Annotated in this window: 12 protein-coding genes and 1 tRNA gene; 11 read left to right on the forward strand and 2 right to left on the reverse strand. The window is 69.8% G+C overall.

Going from position 1 to position 16,125, the window contains the following annotated elements:
* The first annotated feature begins 2 nt into the window (after positions 1–2).
* The 4 genes from lgt to pyk all read left to right on the forward strand — a co-directional run bounded on the left by lgt (position 3) and on the right by pyk (position 8,857).
* Entirely contained in the window at positions 3–1,037 is a 1,035-nt protein-coding gene (gene lgt / locus L2K70_RS07970) for a prolipoprotein diacylglyceryl transferase (protein ID WP_236401066.1), read from the forward strand.
* Positions 1,038–1,183: 146 nt separating this feature from the next.
* Positions 1,184–5,767, forward strand: coding sequence for a glutamate synthase large subunit (gene gltB / locus L2K70_RS07975; protein ID WP_308195755.1), 4,584 nt, complete (start codon positions 1,184–1,186; stop codon positions 5,765–5,767).
* A 35-nt stretch (positions 5,768–5,802) separates the two neighbouring features.
* The gene (locus tag L2K70_RS07980) at positions 5,803–7,263 is read left to right on the forward strand and encodes a glutamate synthase subunit beta (RefSeq protein WP_236401067.1); all 1,461 of its coding nucleotides are present in this window, start codon (positions 5,803–5,805) and stop codon (positions 7,261–7,263) included.
* 148 nt (positions 7,264–7,411) lie between these two features.
* Positions 7,412–8,857: a pyruvate kinase gene (gene pyk / locus L2K70_RS07985; protein ID WP_236401069.1), complete on the forward strand. Its 1,446-nt coding sequence runs from the start codon at positions 7,412–7,414 to the stop codon at positions 8,855–8,857.
* A 165-nt stretch (positions 8,858–9,022) separates the two neighbouring features.
* Here pyk and L2K70_RS07990 read toward each other — a convergent pair.
* A tRNA-Leu gene (locus L2K70_RS07990) sits at positions 9,023–9,098 on the reverse strand.
* A gap of 40 nt (positions 9,099–9,138) precedes the next feature.
* Here L2K70_RS07990 and L2K70_RS07995 point away from each other — a divergent pair.
* From L2K70_RS07995 to L2K70_RS08025, 7 genes are all read left to right on the forward strand, one after another.
* Positions 9,139–9,786 carry an ANTAR domain-containing response regulator gene (locus L2K70_RS07995; RefSeq protein WP_308195756.1) on the forward strand — a complete coding sequence of 216 codons (648 nt, stop codon included), beginning with the start codon at positions 9,139–9,141 and terminating at the stop codon, positions 9,784–9,786.
* Between the two features lie 171 nt (positions 9,787–9,957).
* On the forward strand, positions 9,958–11,121 hold the full coding sequence (locus tag L2K70_RS08000; RefSeq protein WP_236401071.1) for a branched-chain amino acid ABC transporter substrate-binding protein: 1,164 nt from the start codon (positions 9,958–9,960) through the stop codon (positions 11,119–11,121).
* A 92-nt stretch (positions 11,122–11,213) separates the two neighbouring features.
* The gene (locus tag L2K70_RS08005) at positions 11,214–12,185 is read left to right on the forward strand and encodes a branched-chain amino acid ABC transporter permease (protein ID WP_236401073.1); all 972 of its coding nucleotides are present in this window, start codon (positions 11,214–11,216) and stop codon (positions 12,183–12,185) included.
* Entirely contained in the window at positions 12,182–13,321 is a 1,140-nt protein-coding gene (locus tag L2K70_RS08010; RefSeq protein ID WP_236401076.1) for a branched-chain amino acid ABC transporter permease, read from the forward strand. Before L2K70_RS08005 ends, L2K70_RS08010 begins: the two co-directional genes overlap by 4 nt.
* On the forward strand, positions 13,314–14,267 hold the full coding sequence (locus L2K70_RS08015) for an ABC transporter ATP-binding protein (RefSeq protein ID WP_236401077.1): 954 nt from the start codon (positions 13,314–13,316) through the stop codon (positions 14,265–14,267). Before L2K70_RS08010 ends, L2K70_RS08015 begins: the two co-directional genes overlap by 8 nt.
* Positions 14,257–14,967, forward strand: a complete 711-nt coding sequence (locus L2K70_RS08020) for an ABC transporter ATP-binding protein (protein ID WP_236401079.1) — start codon at positions 14,257–14,259, stop codon at positions 14,965–14,967. The genes L2K70_RS08015 and L2K70_RS08020 overlap by 11 nt, the downstream gene beginning before the upstream one ends.
* A gap of 101 nt (positions 14,968–15,068) precedes the next feature.
* Positions 15,069–15,638: a GNAT family N-acetyltransferase gene (locus L2K70_RS08025; RefSeq protein WP_236401081.1), complete on the forward strand. Its 570-nt coding sequence runs from the start codon at positions 15,069–15,071 to the stop codon at positions 15,636–15,638.
* A gap of 16 nt (positions 15,639–15,654) precedes the next feature.
* Here the strand turns inward: L2K70_RS08025 and L2K70_RS08030 are convergent, their stop codons facing one another.
* On the reverse strand, positions 15,655–16,116 hold the full coding sequence (locus L2K70_RS08030; protein ID WP_236401083.1) for a hotdog fold thioesterase: 462 nt from the start codon (positions 16,114–16,116) through the stop codon (positions 15,655–15,657).
* Positions 16,117–16,125 lie beyond the last annotated feature (9 nt).

The raw sequence follows: 16,125 nt of genomic DNA on the forward strand, positions 1-16,125 counted from the left end.
CCATGCTCGACGTGTCCCCGCTCGTGACGCTCATGTCCATCCCGAGCCCCTCGGAGGGCGTGTGGCACCTCGGTCCGGTGCCGATCCGCGCCTACGCGCTGTGCATCATCGCGGGCATCGTCCTGGCGATCTGGATCGGCGAGCGCCGCTGGATCGCCCGCGGCGGGGCGGCCGGCGAGGTCAGCGACCTGGCGATCTGGGCGGTGCCGTTCGGCCTGGTCGGCGGCCGGCTCTACCACGTCATCACCGACTGGCACCTCTACTTCGGCGAGGACAAGAACCCGGTCACGGCGCTCTACGTCTGGCGCGGGGGCCTCGGCATCTGGGGTGCGATCGCCCTGGGTGCCGTCGGTGTGTGGATCGGCGCGCGGCAGCGCGGCATCAAGCTCCTGCCGCTGCTGGACGCGCTGGCTCCCGGCGTGCTGGTCGCGCAGGCGCTCGGCCGCTGGGGCAACTGGTTCAACCAGGAGCTCTACGGGCGGCCCACCGACCTGCCGTGGGGCCTCGAGATCGACCCGAACCTGGACGACGGGGTGCGCTCGCAGTTCGGTCCCGGCGTCCTGTTCCACCCGACCTTCCTCTACGAGTGCCTGTGGAACCTCGCTGCGTTCGCTGTCCTCGTCTGGCTGGACCGGCGCTACAAGCTGGGCCACGGCCGGGTCGTCGCGCTCTACGTGATGCTCTACACCGCCGGCCGCGGCTGGATCGAGTACCTCCGCATCGACAACGTGCAGATGAACAACGTGCTCGGCCTGCGGCTCAACGTGTGGACCTCGATCGTGCTCTTCGTGCTGGCCGCCGTCTTCTACCTCTGGTCCGCCCGCCGGCACCCGGGACGCGAGGAGGTCGTCCGGACCCGTCCGCTCGACGACGACGCCGACCACGCCGCCGACGAGCAGGCCGGGGAGAGGGCCGACGAGAACGGCGACGAGAACGGCGACGAGAACGGCGACGAGAACGGCGACGAGCAGGCCGACGAAGAGGCCGATCAGCATGCCGAGGCAGAGCGCCGGGAGAAGGCCGGTCCCACGGCCTGAAACGACGCTCCCCGGTGGCTTTCACCGGTGATAGGTTCCGTGGTGCTCGGGCCAACGTCGTCCCCAGCGGATCCGCCCACCCCTCGCCAGCCGCGGCCCAGCACGACCGGGTCGCTCGACTGGCGGAGACGACGACGGGAGAACCAGTGTCCCCGACACACGAGTTCCCGCCTGGCTTCCCGGCCCCCCAGGGCCTCTACGACCCGCGCCACGAGAAGGACGCCTGCGGCGTCGCGATGGTCGCCACGCTGACCGGCGAGGCGAGCCACGACATCGTGGCCAAGGCGCTCACCGCGCTGCGCAACCTCGACCACCGCGGAGCCGCGGGCGCCGAGGTCAACTCGGGCGACGGCGCGGGCATCCTGATGCAGGTGCCGGACGCGTTCCTGCGCGAGGTGACCGCGGACCTCGGGTTCGAGCTCCCCGGCGCGCGGTCGTACGCCGTCGGCACCGCGTTCCTCGGCGGCGACGCCGACCAGGTCGCCGCCAGCCGTCGGCGCATCGAGGAGATCGCCGACGAGGAGGGCCTGGCCGTCCTGGGCTGGCGCGACGTCCCGGTCGACGACTCCACGCTGGGAGCGACCGCGCGCAGCGTGATGCCGACGTTCGCCCAGCTGTTCGTCGCAGGCAAGGGCGCGCGGGTCAGCGGCATGGCTCTCGAGCGGATGGCCTTCTGCCTGCGCAAGCGCGCCGAGAAGGAGACGGACGTCTACTTCCCGTCGCTGTCGTCGCGCACCCTCGCCTACAAGGGGATGTTGACGACCGACCAGCTCGACCAGGTCTTCCCCGACCTCACCGACGAGCGCGTCGCCTCGGCGATGGCCGTCGTGCACTCGCGCTTCTCCACCAACACGTTCCCGAGCTGGCCGCTGGCCCACCCGTTCCGGTTCATCGCCCACAACGGCGAGATCAACACGGTCATGGGCAACCGCAACTGGATGCGTGCCCGCGAAGCGCTCCTCGAGAGCGACCTGATCCCGGGCGACCTCGAGCGGCTGTTCCCGATCTGCACGCCGGGTGCCTCGGACTCCGCGTCGTTCGACGAGGTGCTCGAGCTGCTCCACCTCGGCGGACGCTCGCTGCCCCACGCCGTGCTCATGATGATCCCCGAGGCGTGGGAGAACCACCGGGAGATGGACGAGCAGCGCCGCGCGTTCTACGCGTTCCACTCGGCCCTGATGGAGCCGTGGGACGGGCCCGCGTGCGTCGTGTTCACCGACGGCACCCAGATCGGCGCCGTCCTCGACCGCAACGGGCTGCGCCCCTCGCGCTACTGGGTCACCGACGACGGGCTGGTCGTGCTGGCCTCCGAGGTCGGCGTGCTCGACCTCGACCCGGCGTCGATCGTCCGCAAGGGCCGCCTGCAGCCGGGCCGGATGTTCCTCGTCGACACCGAGGAGCACCGCATCATCGAGGACGACGAGATCAAGGGCCAGCTCGCCGGCGAGCACCCCTACGACGAGTGGCTGCACGCCGGGCTGGTGCACCTCGACGACATCGACGACCTCGAGCACATCGTGCACACCCACGCCTCGGTCACCCGGCGCCAGCAGATCTTCGGCTACACCGAGGAGGAGCTGCGCGTCCTGCTGAGCCCGATGGCCAACACCGGCGGCGAGGCGCTCGGGTCGATGGGCACCGACACGCCCATCGCCGCGCTGAGCGAGAAGCCGCGGCTGCTCTTCGACTACTTCGCCCAGCTGTTCGCACAGGTGACCAACCCGCCGCTCGACGCGATCCGCGAGGAGCTGGTCACCTCGCTCAGCGGCTCGATCGGCCCCGAGGCCAACCTGCTGGAGCCGACGCCGGCGTCGTGCCGCCAGATCGTGCTGCCGTTCCCCGTCTTCTCCAACGACGACCTCGCCAAGATCCGCCACATCAACCGCAACGGCGACATGCCGGGCTTCCAGGTCCACGTGGTCCGTGGCCTGTACGACGTCGCCGGCGGCGGCGAGGCGCTCGCCGCGAAGCTCGACGAGCTCTGTGCCGAGGTGTCGGCCGCGATCGCCGAGGGCGCCCGCATCATCGTGCTGTCCGACCGGCACGCGACCGCAGACCTCGCACCGATCCCGTCGCTGCTCCTCACCGGCGCGGTCCACCACCACCTCGTCCGCGAGAAGACCCGCACCCAGGTGGGGCTGCTGGTCGAGGCCGGCGACGTCCGCGAGGTCCACCACGTGGCGCTGCTCGTCGGCTACGGCGCTGCCGCGGTCAACCCCTACCTCGCGATGGAGTCCGTCGAGGACCTCGCTCGCGAGGCCTACTACGTCAAGGTCGACCCCGAGAAGGCCGTCGCCAACCTCATCAAGGCGCTCGGCAAGGGCGTGCTGAAGGTGATGTCCAAGATGGGCGTCTCGACGGTCGCCTCCTACACCGGCGCGAAGATCTTCGAGTCCGTCGGCCTCTCGCAGTCGGTGATCGACCGCTACTTCACCGGTACGACGTCCAAGCTCGGCGGCATCGAGCTCGACACGATCGCCGAGGAGGTCGCGCGCCGCCACGCGACGGCGTACCCCCGCGGTGGCATCTCGCCGTCGCACCGGGAGCTGGCGATCGGCGGCGAGTACCAGTGGCGCCGCAGCGTGAACGGGGACGCCGAGCCGCACCTGTTCGACCCGGAGACCGTCTTCCGGCTGCAGCACTCGACCCGCACCGGCAGCTACGACATCTTCAAGCAGTACACCGACCGCGTGAACCAGCAGTCGGAGCGGCTGATGACGCTGCGCGGGCTGTTCGCCTTCAAGGACGGGCTGCGCGAGCCGGTCGACATCGACGAGGTCGAGCCGGTCTCCGAGATCGTCAAGCGCTTCTCGACCGGGGCGATGTCCTACGGCTCGATCAGCAAGGAGGCGCACGAGACCCTCGCGATCGCCATGAACCGGCTGGGCGCGAAGTCCAACACCGGTGAGGGCGGCGAGGACCCCGACCGGCTCTACGACCCGGAGCGGCGCTCGTCGATCAAGCAGGTCGCGTCGGGCCGGTTCGGCGTGACGTCGGAGTACCTCACCAACGCCGACGACATCCAGATCAAGATGGCGCAGGGCGCGAAGCCCGGCGAGGGCGGCCAGCTGCCCGGCCATAAGGTCTACCCGTGGGTGGCCAAGACCCGGCACTCGACGCCGGGGGTGGGGCTCATCAGCCCGCCGCCGCACCACGACATCTACTCCATCGAGGACCTGGCGCAGCTGATCCACGACCTCAAGAACGCCAACCCGTCGGCGCGCGTGCACGTCAAGCTCGTCTCCGAGGTCGGCATCGGCACGGTCGCAGCGGGGGTGTCGAAGGCGCACGCCGACGTCGTCCTGGTGTCCGGCCACGACGGCGGCACCGGCGCCTCGCCGCTGACGTCGCTCAAGCACGCCGGTGGTCCGTGGGAGCTCGGCCTGGCCGAGACCCAGCAGACCCTGCTGCTCAACGGGCTGCGCGACCGCATCGTCGTGCAGGCCGACGGCCAGCTCAAGACCGGTCGCGACGTGGTGGTCGCCGCGCTGCTCGGCGCCGAGGAGTTCGGCTTCGCCACCGCCCCGCTGGTCGTGAGCGGCTGCATCATGATGCGGGTCTGCCACCTCGACACGTGCCCGGTCGGCGTGGCCACGCAGAACCCGGTGCTCCGCGAGCGCTTCAGCGGCCAGGCCGACTACGTCGTGAACTTCTTCGAGTTCATCGCCCAGGAGGTGCGCGAGCTGCTGGCGCAGCTGGGCTTCCGCAGCCTCGACGAGGCCATCGGCCAGGTCGGCACGCTCGACGTCGCCGACGCGATCGACCACTGGAAGGCCTCCGGCCTCGACCTCGCGCCGATCCTCCACCAGGCCTCGCGCCACGGGGAGTTCGGCCAGTTCGAGGACCAGGACCTGCGCAACACGAAGGTGCAGGACCACGGGCTGGAGAAGGCGCTCGACAACGAGCTCATCGCGATCGCGAAGCCGGCGCTGGAGTCGGGCGAGCCGGTGCGTGCCCAGGTGACGATCCGTAACGTGAACCGCACGGTCGGCACGATGCTCGGCCACGAGGTGACCAAGCGCTACCGCGGTGAGGGCCTTCCCGAGGGCACGATCGACATCACCCTCACCGGGTCCGCGGGCCAGTCGTTCGGCGCCTTCGTCCCGCGGGGGATCACCCTGCGGCTCGAGGGCGACGCCAACGACTACGTCGGCAAGGGCCTCTCCGGTGGCCGGATCATCGTGCGGCCGGACCGCGCGGCGACCTTCGCGGCCGCCGAGCAGATCATCGCCGGCAACACGATCGGCTATGGCGCCACCGCGGGCCAGATCTTCCTGAGCGGCCGGGCGGGGGAGCGGTTCTGCGTCCGCAACTCCGGCGCGAGTGCCGTCGTCGAGGGTGTGGGCGACCACGGCTGCGAGTACATGACCGGCGGCGTGGTCGTCGTACTGGGTCCCACGGGGCGCAACTTCGCGGCCGGCATGTCCGGCGGCTACGCGTTCGTGCTGGACCTCGACGAGGACCGGGTCAACCCCGAGCTCGTCGAGCTCGCCCCGGTCACCGGCAAGGCCGCCGACGAGCTCAGGGCGCTCGTCGAGCAGCACGCCGAGGAGACCGGCTCCGAGGTCGCGGCGGCGCTGCTCGCCGACTGGGACACCTCGCTCGCGCGCTTCACCGAGGTGATGCCGAGCGACTTCAAGCGCGTGCTGGAGGCTCGTGAGGAGGCCCTCGAGGAGGGCCTCGACGAGGACCAGGCCGCGGCTCGCATCATGGAGGTGCTGCATGGCTGACCGAGCAAGTGGCACCCAGCGGGAAGGTAGGCACCATGGCTGACCCGAAGGGCTTCCTCAAGCACGGACGCGAGGTCGCCTCGCGCCGCGAGGTCGCCGAGCGCGTGAACGACTGGGACGAGGTCTACCCCGACGGCATCGGCCGCGCGCTGCTGCCGATCATCAACACGCAGGCCAGCCGCTGCATGGACTGCGGGATCCCGTTCTGCCACCAGGGCTGCCCGCTGGGCAACATCATCCCGGAGTGGAACGACCTGGTCTGGCGTGACGACTGGGACGGCGCGATGGACCGGCTCCACGCGACCAACAACTTCCCGGAGTTCACCGGGCGGCTGTGCCCCGCGCCGTGCGAGAGCGCCTGCGTCCTGGGGATCAACCAGGACCCGGTCACGATCAAGAACGTCGAGGTCTCGATCATCGACCGCGCCTGGGGCTCGGGCTACGTCCGTCCGCAGCCGCCGGAGTGGTTGTCGGGCAAGACCGTCGCGGTGATCGGCTCCGGCCCGGCCGGGCTGGCCGCCGCCCAGCAGCTCACCCGCGCCGGCCATACCGTCGCGGTCTACGAGCGAGCCGACAAGATCGGCGGGCTGCTGCGCTACGGCATCCCCGAGTTCAAGATGGAGAAGAAGCACCTCGACCGGCGCCTCGACCAGATGCGCCGCGAGGGCACGGTCTTCCGCGCCGGCGTCACCGTGGGCGACGAGTCCTTCACCGGCCCGCAGCTGCTCGCCCGCTACGACGCGGTCGTGCTGGCGATGGGCGCGACCCACGCCCGCGACCTCCCGGCCACCGGCCGTGAGCTCGGCGGCATCCACCAGGCGATGGAGTTCCTGCCGCAGGGCAACCGCGCGTCGCTCGGCGAGGAGGTGCAGGACCAGATCCTCGCCACCGGCAAGGACGTCGTCATCATCGGCGGCGGCGACACCGGAGCGGACTGCCTCGGCACCTCCATCCGCCAGGGGGCCCGCTCCATCACGCAGCTGGAGATCATGCCGCGTCCCGGCGAGGACCGCCCCGCGGGCCAGCCGTGGCCGACGTACCCCATGACGTTCAAGGTCTCCTCGGCCCACGAGGAGGGCGGGGAGCGGGTGTACGCCGTCTCGACGCAGGAGTTCGTCGGCGACGCCGACGGCAACGTGGCCGCGCTGCGCCTCGTCGAGGTGGACGCGAAGTTCCAGCCGGTCGAGGGCAGCGAGCGCGAGATCCCCGCTCAGCTGGTGCTGCTCGCGATGGGCTTCGTCGGCCCGGAGAAGGCCGGACTCGTCGAGCAGCTCGAGGTCGAGCTCGACGAGCGCGGCAACGTCAAGCGCGACGCGTCGTACGCCTCCTCGGTCCCGGGCGTGTTCGTCGCCGGCGACGTGGGGCGCGGCCAGTCGCTGATCGTCTGGGCGATCGCCGAGGGCCGCAGCGCCGCCGCGGCCGTGGACGCCTACCTCACCGGCTCCACCACGCTCCCCGCGCCCATCAAGCCGCACGAGCGTCCGCTCGTCGTCTGATCGGCGAACTCTGCTGTAACGCCGGGTTAGGTGCTCTTCCCCCTATCTTCCTCCGGGGTGGAGAGAGCACGTAACCCGGCGTTACAGCGCGTCCGCGTGTTGGGCGAGGCTTGCTTGGAACGATCCAAGACACGCTAGGCTGAGGTACGTGCGTAGAGCCAAGATCGTCTGCACCCTCGGCCCCGCGGTGAACACCCCCGAGGGCATCCGAGCACTCGTCGACGCCGGGATGGACGTCGCCCGGCTCAACATGAGCCACGGCGCGTACGCCGACCACGAGGCGGTCTACCGCCTGGTGCGCCAGGCCTCCGACGAGACCGGCCACGCGATCGGCATCTTCGCCGACCTGCAGGGTCCGAAGATCAGGCTGGAGACCTTCGGCGACGGGCCGGTGAAGCTCAAGAAGGGCGCAACCTTCACCATCACCACGCGCGACGTCGTGGGCGACGTCGACCAGTGCGGCACGACCTACAAGGGACTGCCCGGCGACGTGAAGCCCGGCGACCCGCTGCTGATCGACGACGGCAAGGTCCGCCTGAAGGTGACCTCCGTCGACGACACCGACGTCGTGACCGAGGTCGTCGTGCCCGGCAAGGTCTCCAACAACAAGGGCATCAACCTCCCGGGCGTCGCGGTCTCCGTGCCGGCGCTCTCCGACAAGGACACCGAGGACCTGCGCTGGGCGCTGCACCTCGGGGTCGACTTCATCGCGCTGAGCTTCGTGCGCAACGCGGTCGACGCCGCCGACGTGCGGGCCGTGATGAAGGAGGAGGGCATCTTCGTCCCGGTCATCGCGAAGATCGAGAAGCCGCAGGCGATCGACAACATCGACGAGATCGTCGACGCGTTCGACGGGATCATGGTCGCCCGTGGCGACCTCGGCGTGGAGTGCCCGCTCGAGGACGTGCCGATCCACCAGAAGCTCATCATCGACAAGGCCCGTCGCAACGCCAAGCCGGTCATCGTCGCCACGCAGATGCTGGAGTCCATGATCAGCGCACCGGCGCCGACCCGCGCCGAGGCGAGCGACGTCGCCAACGCCGTGCTCGACGGCGCGGACGCGGTGATGCTGTCCGGCGAGACGAGCGTGGGGGAGTACCCCATCGTCGCCGTCGAGACGATGGCGCGCATCGTGCAGTCGACCGAGGAGCACGGCCTGAGCCACATGGCCCAGGTCGACTGGGAGCCGCACACCCGCGGCGGCATCATCGCGAAGGCCGCGGCCGAGGTGGCCGAGCGCGTGGAGGCGAAGTACGTCGTCGCCTTCACCGTCAGCGGCGACTCCGCCAAGCGGCTCTCCCGCTACCGCGGCCCGATCCCGGTCCTCGCCTTCACCCCCGAGTCCCGCACCCGCTCGCAGCTCGCGCTCACGTGGGGCGTGGAGACGTTCCTCGGTGCCGACGTCGAGCACACCGACGAGATGGTGCGGCAGGTGGACGAAGCGCTGCTCGACATCGGCCGCGTCGAGGAGGGTGACCTCGTCGTCATCATCGCCGGCAGCCCGCCCGGCATCCCCGGCTCGACCAACGCGCTCCGCATCCACCGGATGGGTGACGCCATCAACGGCGCCGCGCCGGCCTACCGCCGGGGCTGAGCTCCGCTTGCCGCGATGAGCGGTGGCGGAGCCACATTCCGCCGCGCTCGAATGTGGGTGGGCCACCGCCCGGCCAGCGACCCGCCGATGTGCGACCTCGGGCGGTGGTTCAGCCACATTCCGCCGCGCTCGAATGTGGGTGGGCCACCGCTCGACGCGGTGTCCTGGTGCCCCGGGTGAGATTCGAACTCACACTGAATGGTGTTTGAGACCATCGCCTCTGCCGTTGGGCTACCGGGGCTGAATCGGCCTCGGAACCCTATCCGACTAGCCTTTCGGACGTGACGCAGCCTGACACCAGCCCCACGCCCGACGCCGTACGACGTGTCGTGATCGCGGAGGACGAGGCACTGATCCGGATGGACCTCGCCGAGATGCTGGGGGAGGAGGGGTACGACGTCGTCGGCCAGGCCGGCGACGGGCAGAAGGCCATCGAGCTCGCCCGCGAGCTCCGGCCCGACCTGGTCATCCTCGACGTGAAGATGCCCGTGCTCGACGGCATCGCGGCCGCGGAGACGATCGCGGCCGAGCGGATCGCGCCGGTGGTGATCCTGACGGCGTTCTCCCAGCGCGACCTCGTGTCGCGCGCCCGCGACGCCGGCGCGATGGCCTACCTCGTCAAGCCGTTCCAGCGCGGCGACCTGGTGCCGGCCATCGAGATGGCGGTGAGCCGGTACGCGGAGATCACCGTCCTCGAGCGCGAGGTCAGCGACCTGCAGGAGTCGCTCGCGACCCGCAAGTCCGTCGACCGCGCCAAGGGCGTCCTGCAGGAGAAGCTCGGGCTGACCGAGACCGAGGCCTTCCGGTGGATCCAGAAGACCGCGATGGACCTGCGCCTCTCGATGCGCCAGGTGGCCGACGGGGTCGTCGAGCACGGGGTGCAGGGCCTCGGCACGGCCGCCGGCGGGAGCGACGCGAGCTCGTCCTGATAGCACGTCTCGTTGCGCGAATGTTTCCGGTACAGACCGGTTGGTCACGAAACGACAACGGCGTGACCCGCAGGCCGTTCAATCGTGTTCTGGGCCACATCGCGGATGTTAGGTTCCCGCCACGAGGCTGCCGAGGTGGACAGCCCATATTCCAGAACTGTGGAGGGATCCATGATCCGCTCAACCAAGACGTGGCAGGCAGTCGCTCTGACCGCCGTTGCCACGCTGGCGCTCGGCGCCTGCGGCACCACCGACACCGGCGGTGGCAGCGGCAGCGACGGTGGCGACGGTGGCGACTGCAACTTCAAGATCGCCGCGATGGGCGCCCTGTCGGGCCCCAACGCCAGCATCGTGGTCCCGTCGGTCGACGGTGCCGAGCTCGCCCTCGACCAGTGGGACGGCGGTGACTGCACGGTCTCGCTCGAGCGCTTCGACACCGAGGGTGACCCGGCCAAGGCCACGCCCGTCGCGACCCAGATCGCCGGGGACGAGTCGTTCATCGGTGTCATCGGTGGAGCCTTCTCCGGTGAGACCCGCGCGACCAAGACCATCTACCAGGATGGCGGCATCCCGATGATCAGCCAGTCGGCGACCGCGACCGACCTGACCCAGGACGACCCGGTCGAGGTGTTCCACCGCCTCGTGCCGTACGACGACTACCAGGGCGCGGCGATCGCGAAGTACCTCACCGACGAGCTCGGCGCCACCAAGGTCTTCGTCATCGACAACTCCGAGGCCTACGGCGAGCCGCTGGCCGACCGCGTCGAGGAGACCCTCGGCGACGCGATGATCCAGCGCGACAAGACCGAGGTCGGCCAGACCGACTTCGCCCCGACCATCGCCAAGATGGAGTCGGCCAAGCCCGACGCCATCATGTACGGCGGCTACATCGCCGAGGCGGCCCCGCTGCTCAAGCAGATCCGCGACGCGGGCATCGACGCCCCGTTCATCGGTGGTGACGGCCTCTACGGCGCAGACTTCGGCAACGCCGTCGGCGAGGCCGGCGAGGGCGCCATCGTGATGTGCCCCTGCGCCCCGATCGACGAGTCCAGCACCTTCGCCTCGGACTTCGAGAAGGCCTACGGCGGCGCTCCCGGCGCCTACGCGGCCGAGGGCTACGACGCCATGACGGTGTTCCTCAAGGGCCTCGAGGACGGCGCGCGCGACCGTGCGGCCATGCTCGAGTTCGTCAACGGGTACACCGGTGACGGCCTCAGCAAGTCCATCGCCTTCGACGAGAACGGCGACGTCCCGCAGGACCAGGTCTCCTACTGGGCCTACAAGAACAACGGTGGCACCCTCGAGCCCGAGGTCGAGGTCAAGCCGGCCGAGTAGTCTCACCTGCACCAACCATCGCGGGGGCGGCCGATCTCTTGGCCGCCCCCGCTCCATGGCCCCGGCAGGGGCTCAGCCTGGGAGGGTCCTGAGTGGACTTCGACAACCTGATCAACGGGCTCGACCGTGCCACGTTGGACGGCATCACCCGTGGGTCGATCTACGCGCTCGTCGCGCTCGGCTACACGATGGTCTACGGCGTCATGAAGCTGATCAACTTCGCCCACTCCGAGGTGTTCATGGTGGGCACCTGGACCGTCCTCGGCGTCTACACCGTCATCGGGGCGACGTCGTCCTCCGGACTCGGGATGGTCATCGGAGCCACGCTGCTGGCCCTGCTGGCGGCCATGCTCGCCTCCGCCGGCACCGCGCTCGCCGTCGAGCGCATCGCCTACCGGCCCCTTCGCAAGAAGGGCGCGCCGGCCCTCATCTTCCTCATCACCGGCATCGGCTGCTCGATGGTCCTCGTCGAGGTCTTCGGCCAGGTGCTGCGATTCTTCTTCGGTCCGCCGTTCGGCCGCGTGACCGTCAACATCCCCGCGGTCCTCGAGACCAAGACCGTCTTCACCATCCCGGGTGTCGACCTCGCGGTGAGCAACACCCGCATCCTGATCATCGTCGGCGCCATCGTCATGATGCTCGCGCTCGACGCCTTCGTGAACAAGAGCCGCCTGGGTCGCGGTGTCCGCGCCGTCGCGCAGGACCCCGACACCGCCTCGCTCATGGGCGTCAACCAGGAGCGCGTGATCATGCTGGTCTTCGTGCTCGGTGGCGCGATGGCCGGCGTCGCGGCGCTGCTCTACACGGTCCAGTACGACATCACGAAGTTCGACATCGGCTTCATCATCGGGCTCAAGGCCTTCACGGCCGCGGTGCTCGGCGGCATCGGCAACCTCCGCGGAGCGCTCGTGGGCGGCCTGTTCCTCGGCATCGTCGAGGTCTACGCCTCCGCCATCTGGGACTCGAGCTGGACCAACGTGTACGCCTTCGTGGTCCTGGTCGTCGTCCTGATGTTCCGCCCCACCGGCATCCTCGGTGAATCCCTCGGAAAGGCACGAGCATGAGCCAGATCCTCGACGCCTACCGCGGTCTCCGGCTGGGCGACCGCTGGGACGGTGCACCCACGGTGGTCCGCTGGGCCGTCATGCTGCTGGTGATCGCCTTCGCGTTCTACCTGCCCTACCTCAACATCCTCCCGTTCGCCTACATCCGGACCGACCTCACCTCGAGCGGGTCCGACTGGGCGAGCGTGCTGTTCCTCGTCGTCGTCTACATGATCGTGGCGGTCGGCCTCAACGTCGTGATCGGCCTCGCCGGCCTGCTCGACCTCGGCTACGTCGGGTTCTACGCCCTCGGCGCCTACTCGATCGCGCTCTTCGGCTCGACCAACTCGCCGGTCGTCCAGGCGATGCAGAGCAAGTTCGGCCTCTCGGAGGAGTGGGCGGTCCCGTTCGCGGTCTGCATCCCGATCGCGATCACCATGTCGCTGATCGCCGGCGTCTTCCTCGGCGCCCCGACCCTGCGGCTGCGCGGTGACTACCTCGCCATCGTGACGCTCGGCTTCGGTGAGATCATCCGCATCACCGCCCGCAACCTCGACAACGTCACCAACGGCGCCGCGGGCATCACCCAGGTGCCGGTGCCGCCCGGTCCCGAGATCGACGGGCGCGCGTTCTTCAACACCATCGACGCCGAGCGCTGGTACTGGCTGGCGCTGACGATCCTGATCCTCATCATCTGGCTGGCCCGCCGCCTCGAGCACAGCCGCGTCGGCCGTGCCTGGCTCGCGATCCGCGAGGACGAGGACGCGGCGTCGGTGATGGGCGTCGCCGGCTTCAAGTTCAAGCTGTGGGCCTTCGCCATCGGCGCGACCCTCGGCGGCCTGGCCGGCCTCCTGTTCGGCTCCAAGCAGCAGTACGTCGAGCCCAACGCGTTCATGGTCAACCTGTCCTTCCTCTTCGTGGCCATGGTGGTCATCGGCGGCTCGGGCAACATCTTCGGCGCGCTCCTCGGCGCCTTCCTCCTCACCTACCTGCCCGAGCGATTCCGCGAGTTCGTGGACTGGCGCCCCTTCGCCTTCGGCGTCGCGCTCGTGCTGGTGATGATCCTGCGTCCGCAGGGCCTCGTGCCCAGCAGACGAAGGGCCAGGGAGTTCGAGGACCGACGACACGAGGCCGAGGAGGCTGCTGCAGATGCCTGACCTGACCACACCGTCCAGCGCGAACAGCGACGAGGCCGTCGGGCTCGAGGACACCTCCGACCACGACCTCATCGAGATCGAGACGTCGGGTGCCGTCGGCGAGACCCTGCTCGAGGTCGACCACGTCACCCTCCGCTTCGGCGGCGTCGTGGCGCTCAACGACGTCAACTTCGAGATCCGCCGCGGCGAGATCCTCGGCCTGATCGGCCCCAACGGTGCCGGCAAGACCACCTGCTTCAACGCGATGACCGGTGTCTACACCCCGACCGAGGGCAAGATCCGGTTCAAGGGCAAGGAGATCGCCGGCACCAAGCCGCACAAGATCAACCACCTCGGCATCGCCCGCACGTTCCAGAACATCCGGCTCTTCCCGGAGATGTCCGCGCTCGAGAACGTGATGGTCGGTTGCGACGCCCGCCACAAGTCGAGCGTCGTGGGCGTGCTGTTCCGCAGCTACCGCGTCCGGCCCACCGAGGCGGAGCTGCCCGAGAGCGGGATCCGCCGCAGCCTCGCCAAGGTGTTCGGCGTCAGCCGGCACACCCTGGAGGAGCGCGCCGGACGCCGTCGTTCCATGGAGCTGCTGCGCTTCGTCGGCATCGCCGACCGGGCCCACGAGCTCGCGCGCAACCTGCCCTACGGCTACCAGCGCCGTCTGGAGATCGCCCGTGCGCTCGCCACCGAGCCCGAGCTGATCTGCCTCGACGAACCGGCCGCCGGCTTCAACCCCGCGGAGAAGGAGGACCTCATGGGCCTCATCCGCCGCATCCGCGACCTCGGACACACCGTGCTGGTCATCGAGCACGACATGAAGCTCGTGCTCGGTGTCACCGACCGGATCGTCGTGCTGGAGTTCGGCTCGAAGATCGCCGAGGGCACCCCGGAAGAGGTCGCCCGCAACCCGAAGGTCATCGCCGCCTACCTGGGAGAGCCCGACGATGCTGCTTGAGATGAAGGACGCCGTGCTCAGCTACGGCAAGATCGAGGCGCTCCACGGCATCAGCGTGGAGGTCAACGAGGGCGAGGTCGTCTCGCTGATCGGTGCCAACGGGGCCGGCAAGACCTCGACCATGCGCGCGCTGTCGGGCGTGCGCGGGCTGTCGGCGGGCTCGGTCGTCTTCAACGGTGAGGACGTCACCAAGCTGCGGGCCGACCAGCGGCTGCGCAAGGGGCTCGTGCTGTGCCCCGAGGGTCGCGGGATCTTCCCGGGCATGACGGTCACCGAGAACCTCAACATGGGCGCCTACACCCGCAAGGACAAGGCCGCGATCGACGAGGACTACGACCGCGTGTTCGGCCTCTTCCCGCGGCTCCTGGAGCGCAAGAGGCAGGTCGCCGGCACGATGTCGGGAGGTGAGCAGCAGATGCTGGCCATCGGTCGCGCACTGATGTCGCGTCCCAAGCTGCTCATGCTCGACGAGCCGTCGATGGGTCTCGCCCCGATGCTGATCCAGCAGATCTTCGACATCATCACCGAGATCTCGCAGCAGGGCACGACCATCCTCGTCGTGGAGCAGAACGCCAAGCAGGCGCTCTCCCGCAGCGACCGCGCCTACGTCCTCGAGACCGGCAGCATCGTCAAGACCGGCACGGGCGCGCAGCTGCTCGACGACCCGTCGGTGCGCGAGGCCTACCTCGGCGTAGCCTGATCGCATGCGCGGGCGATAGCATCGCCCGCGTCGTGGTGCCGTGAAAGGACGGCAGGGGGCCACGCTCGTACCTCGGGGAACTCGAGAAGGTTGGTGGGTCGATGAGCCGGACGCCGGTGACCGTACGAGCAGCACAGCCCTCGGACGCCCCGTCGCTCCAGGAGCTCTGGGGCGACATCCTGCGGCGCGGCAGCATCGACGAGCAGCTCGCCGACGTCTCCACGGTCATCGCGACCGCGGGCGAGCGCGAGGACCACTGCCTCGCGGTCGCCGAGGTCGACGGTGAGGTCGCCGGCGCCGTCTACCTCGAGGCCACCACGTTCACGCCGCTCAACCTCGAGCCGGCCGTCCTCGCGGTGTCCCCGCACGTGTTCGCCCGCTTCCGTCGCAAGGGAGTGGGCAGCGCGCTGATGGAGGCGGCCTGCCGCTTCGCCGAGCAGCGCGGCATCACCCACGTGCAGACCGCGGCGGCCGCCGAGGCCCGCGACGCCAACCGGTTCATGGCACGGCTGTCCTTCGCACCGCAGGCGATGCTCCGCGCGGCGACCACGAGCGCCGTACGGGCCCGGCTGCCGCAGGCACGCCAGGTCGCCCACGCCACCGGCAGCCGGCAGCGCATCGACCGCGTGCTGGCCGCGCGCCGCGTGCGCCGCGAGCGCGTCCCGGGCTGAGCCCGGCGAGTCCTCGCTAGCTCCGGGGTGCCGGGGCGTCGAGCAGCGCGCACGTGATGCGCGAGGTGCAGACCCGCTTGCCCGCCTCGTCGGTGATGACGATGTCGTACGACGTCGACGACCGGCCGAGGTGGATCGCGGTCGCCACGCCGGTGACCAGGCCCGAGGTCGCCGAGCGGTGGTGGGTGGCGTTGATGTCGACGCCGACGGCGATCTTGTGCGGGTAGGCGTGGATCGCGGACCCGATCGAACCGAGCGTCTCGGCGAGCACGACCGAGGCGCCGCCGTGGAGCAGGCCGAACGGCTGGGTGTTGCCCTCGACCGGCATCGTGGCGACCACGCGCTCGGCGGAGACCTCGACGAGCTGGACGCCCATCTTGTCGTTGAGGCGGCCGTTGCCCTCGGGCAGGAAGGCGAGCAGCTCGTCGATGCTCAGGTCGGCCAGGCTCTGCGGGGCAGTTCCGTGGGTCTCGCTCATGGTCCTCAT

The sequence above is a fragment of the Nocardioides potassii genome (assembly GCF_021648885.1).
GTDB classification, from domain to species: Bacteria; Actinomycetota; Actinomycetes; order Propionibacteriales; family Nocardioidaceae; genus Nocardioides; species Nocardioides potassii.

Coding starts and splice junctions, on each gene's coding strand:
- L2K70_RS08030 (WP_236401083.1), bottom strand. CDS start 16,116: ATGAGCGAGACCCACGGAACTGCCCCGCAGAGCCTGGCCGACCTGAGC.
- L2K70_RS08015 (WP_236401077.1), top strand. CDS start 13,314: ATGCCTGACCTGACCACACCGTCCAGCGCGAACAGCGACGAGGCCGTC.
- L2K70_RS08025 (WP_236401081.1), top strand. CDS start 15,069: ATGAGCCGGACGCCGGTGACCGTACGAGCAGCACAGCCCTCGGACGCC.
- L2K70_RS08020 (WP_236401079.1), top strand. CDS start 14,257: ATGCTGCTTGAGATGAAGGACGCCGTGCTCAGCTACGGCAAGATCGAG.
- L2K70_RS08010 (WP_236401076.1), top strand. CDS start 12,182: ATGAGCCAGATCCTCGACGCCTACCGCGGTCTCCGGCTGGGCGACCGC.
- L2K70_RS07980 (WP_236401067.1), top strand. CDS start 5,803: ATGGCTGACCCGAAGGGCTTCCTCAAGCACGGACGCGAGGTCGCCTCG.
- L2K70_RS08000 (WP_236401071.1), top strand. CDS start 9,958: ATGATCCGCTCAACCAAGACGTGGCAGGCAGTCGCTCTGACCGCCGTT.
- lgt (WP_236401066.1), top strand. CDS start 3: ATGCTCGACGTGTCCCCGCTCGTGACGCTCATGTCCATCCCGAGCCCC.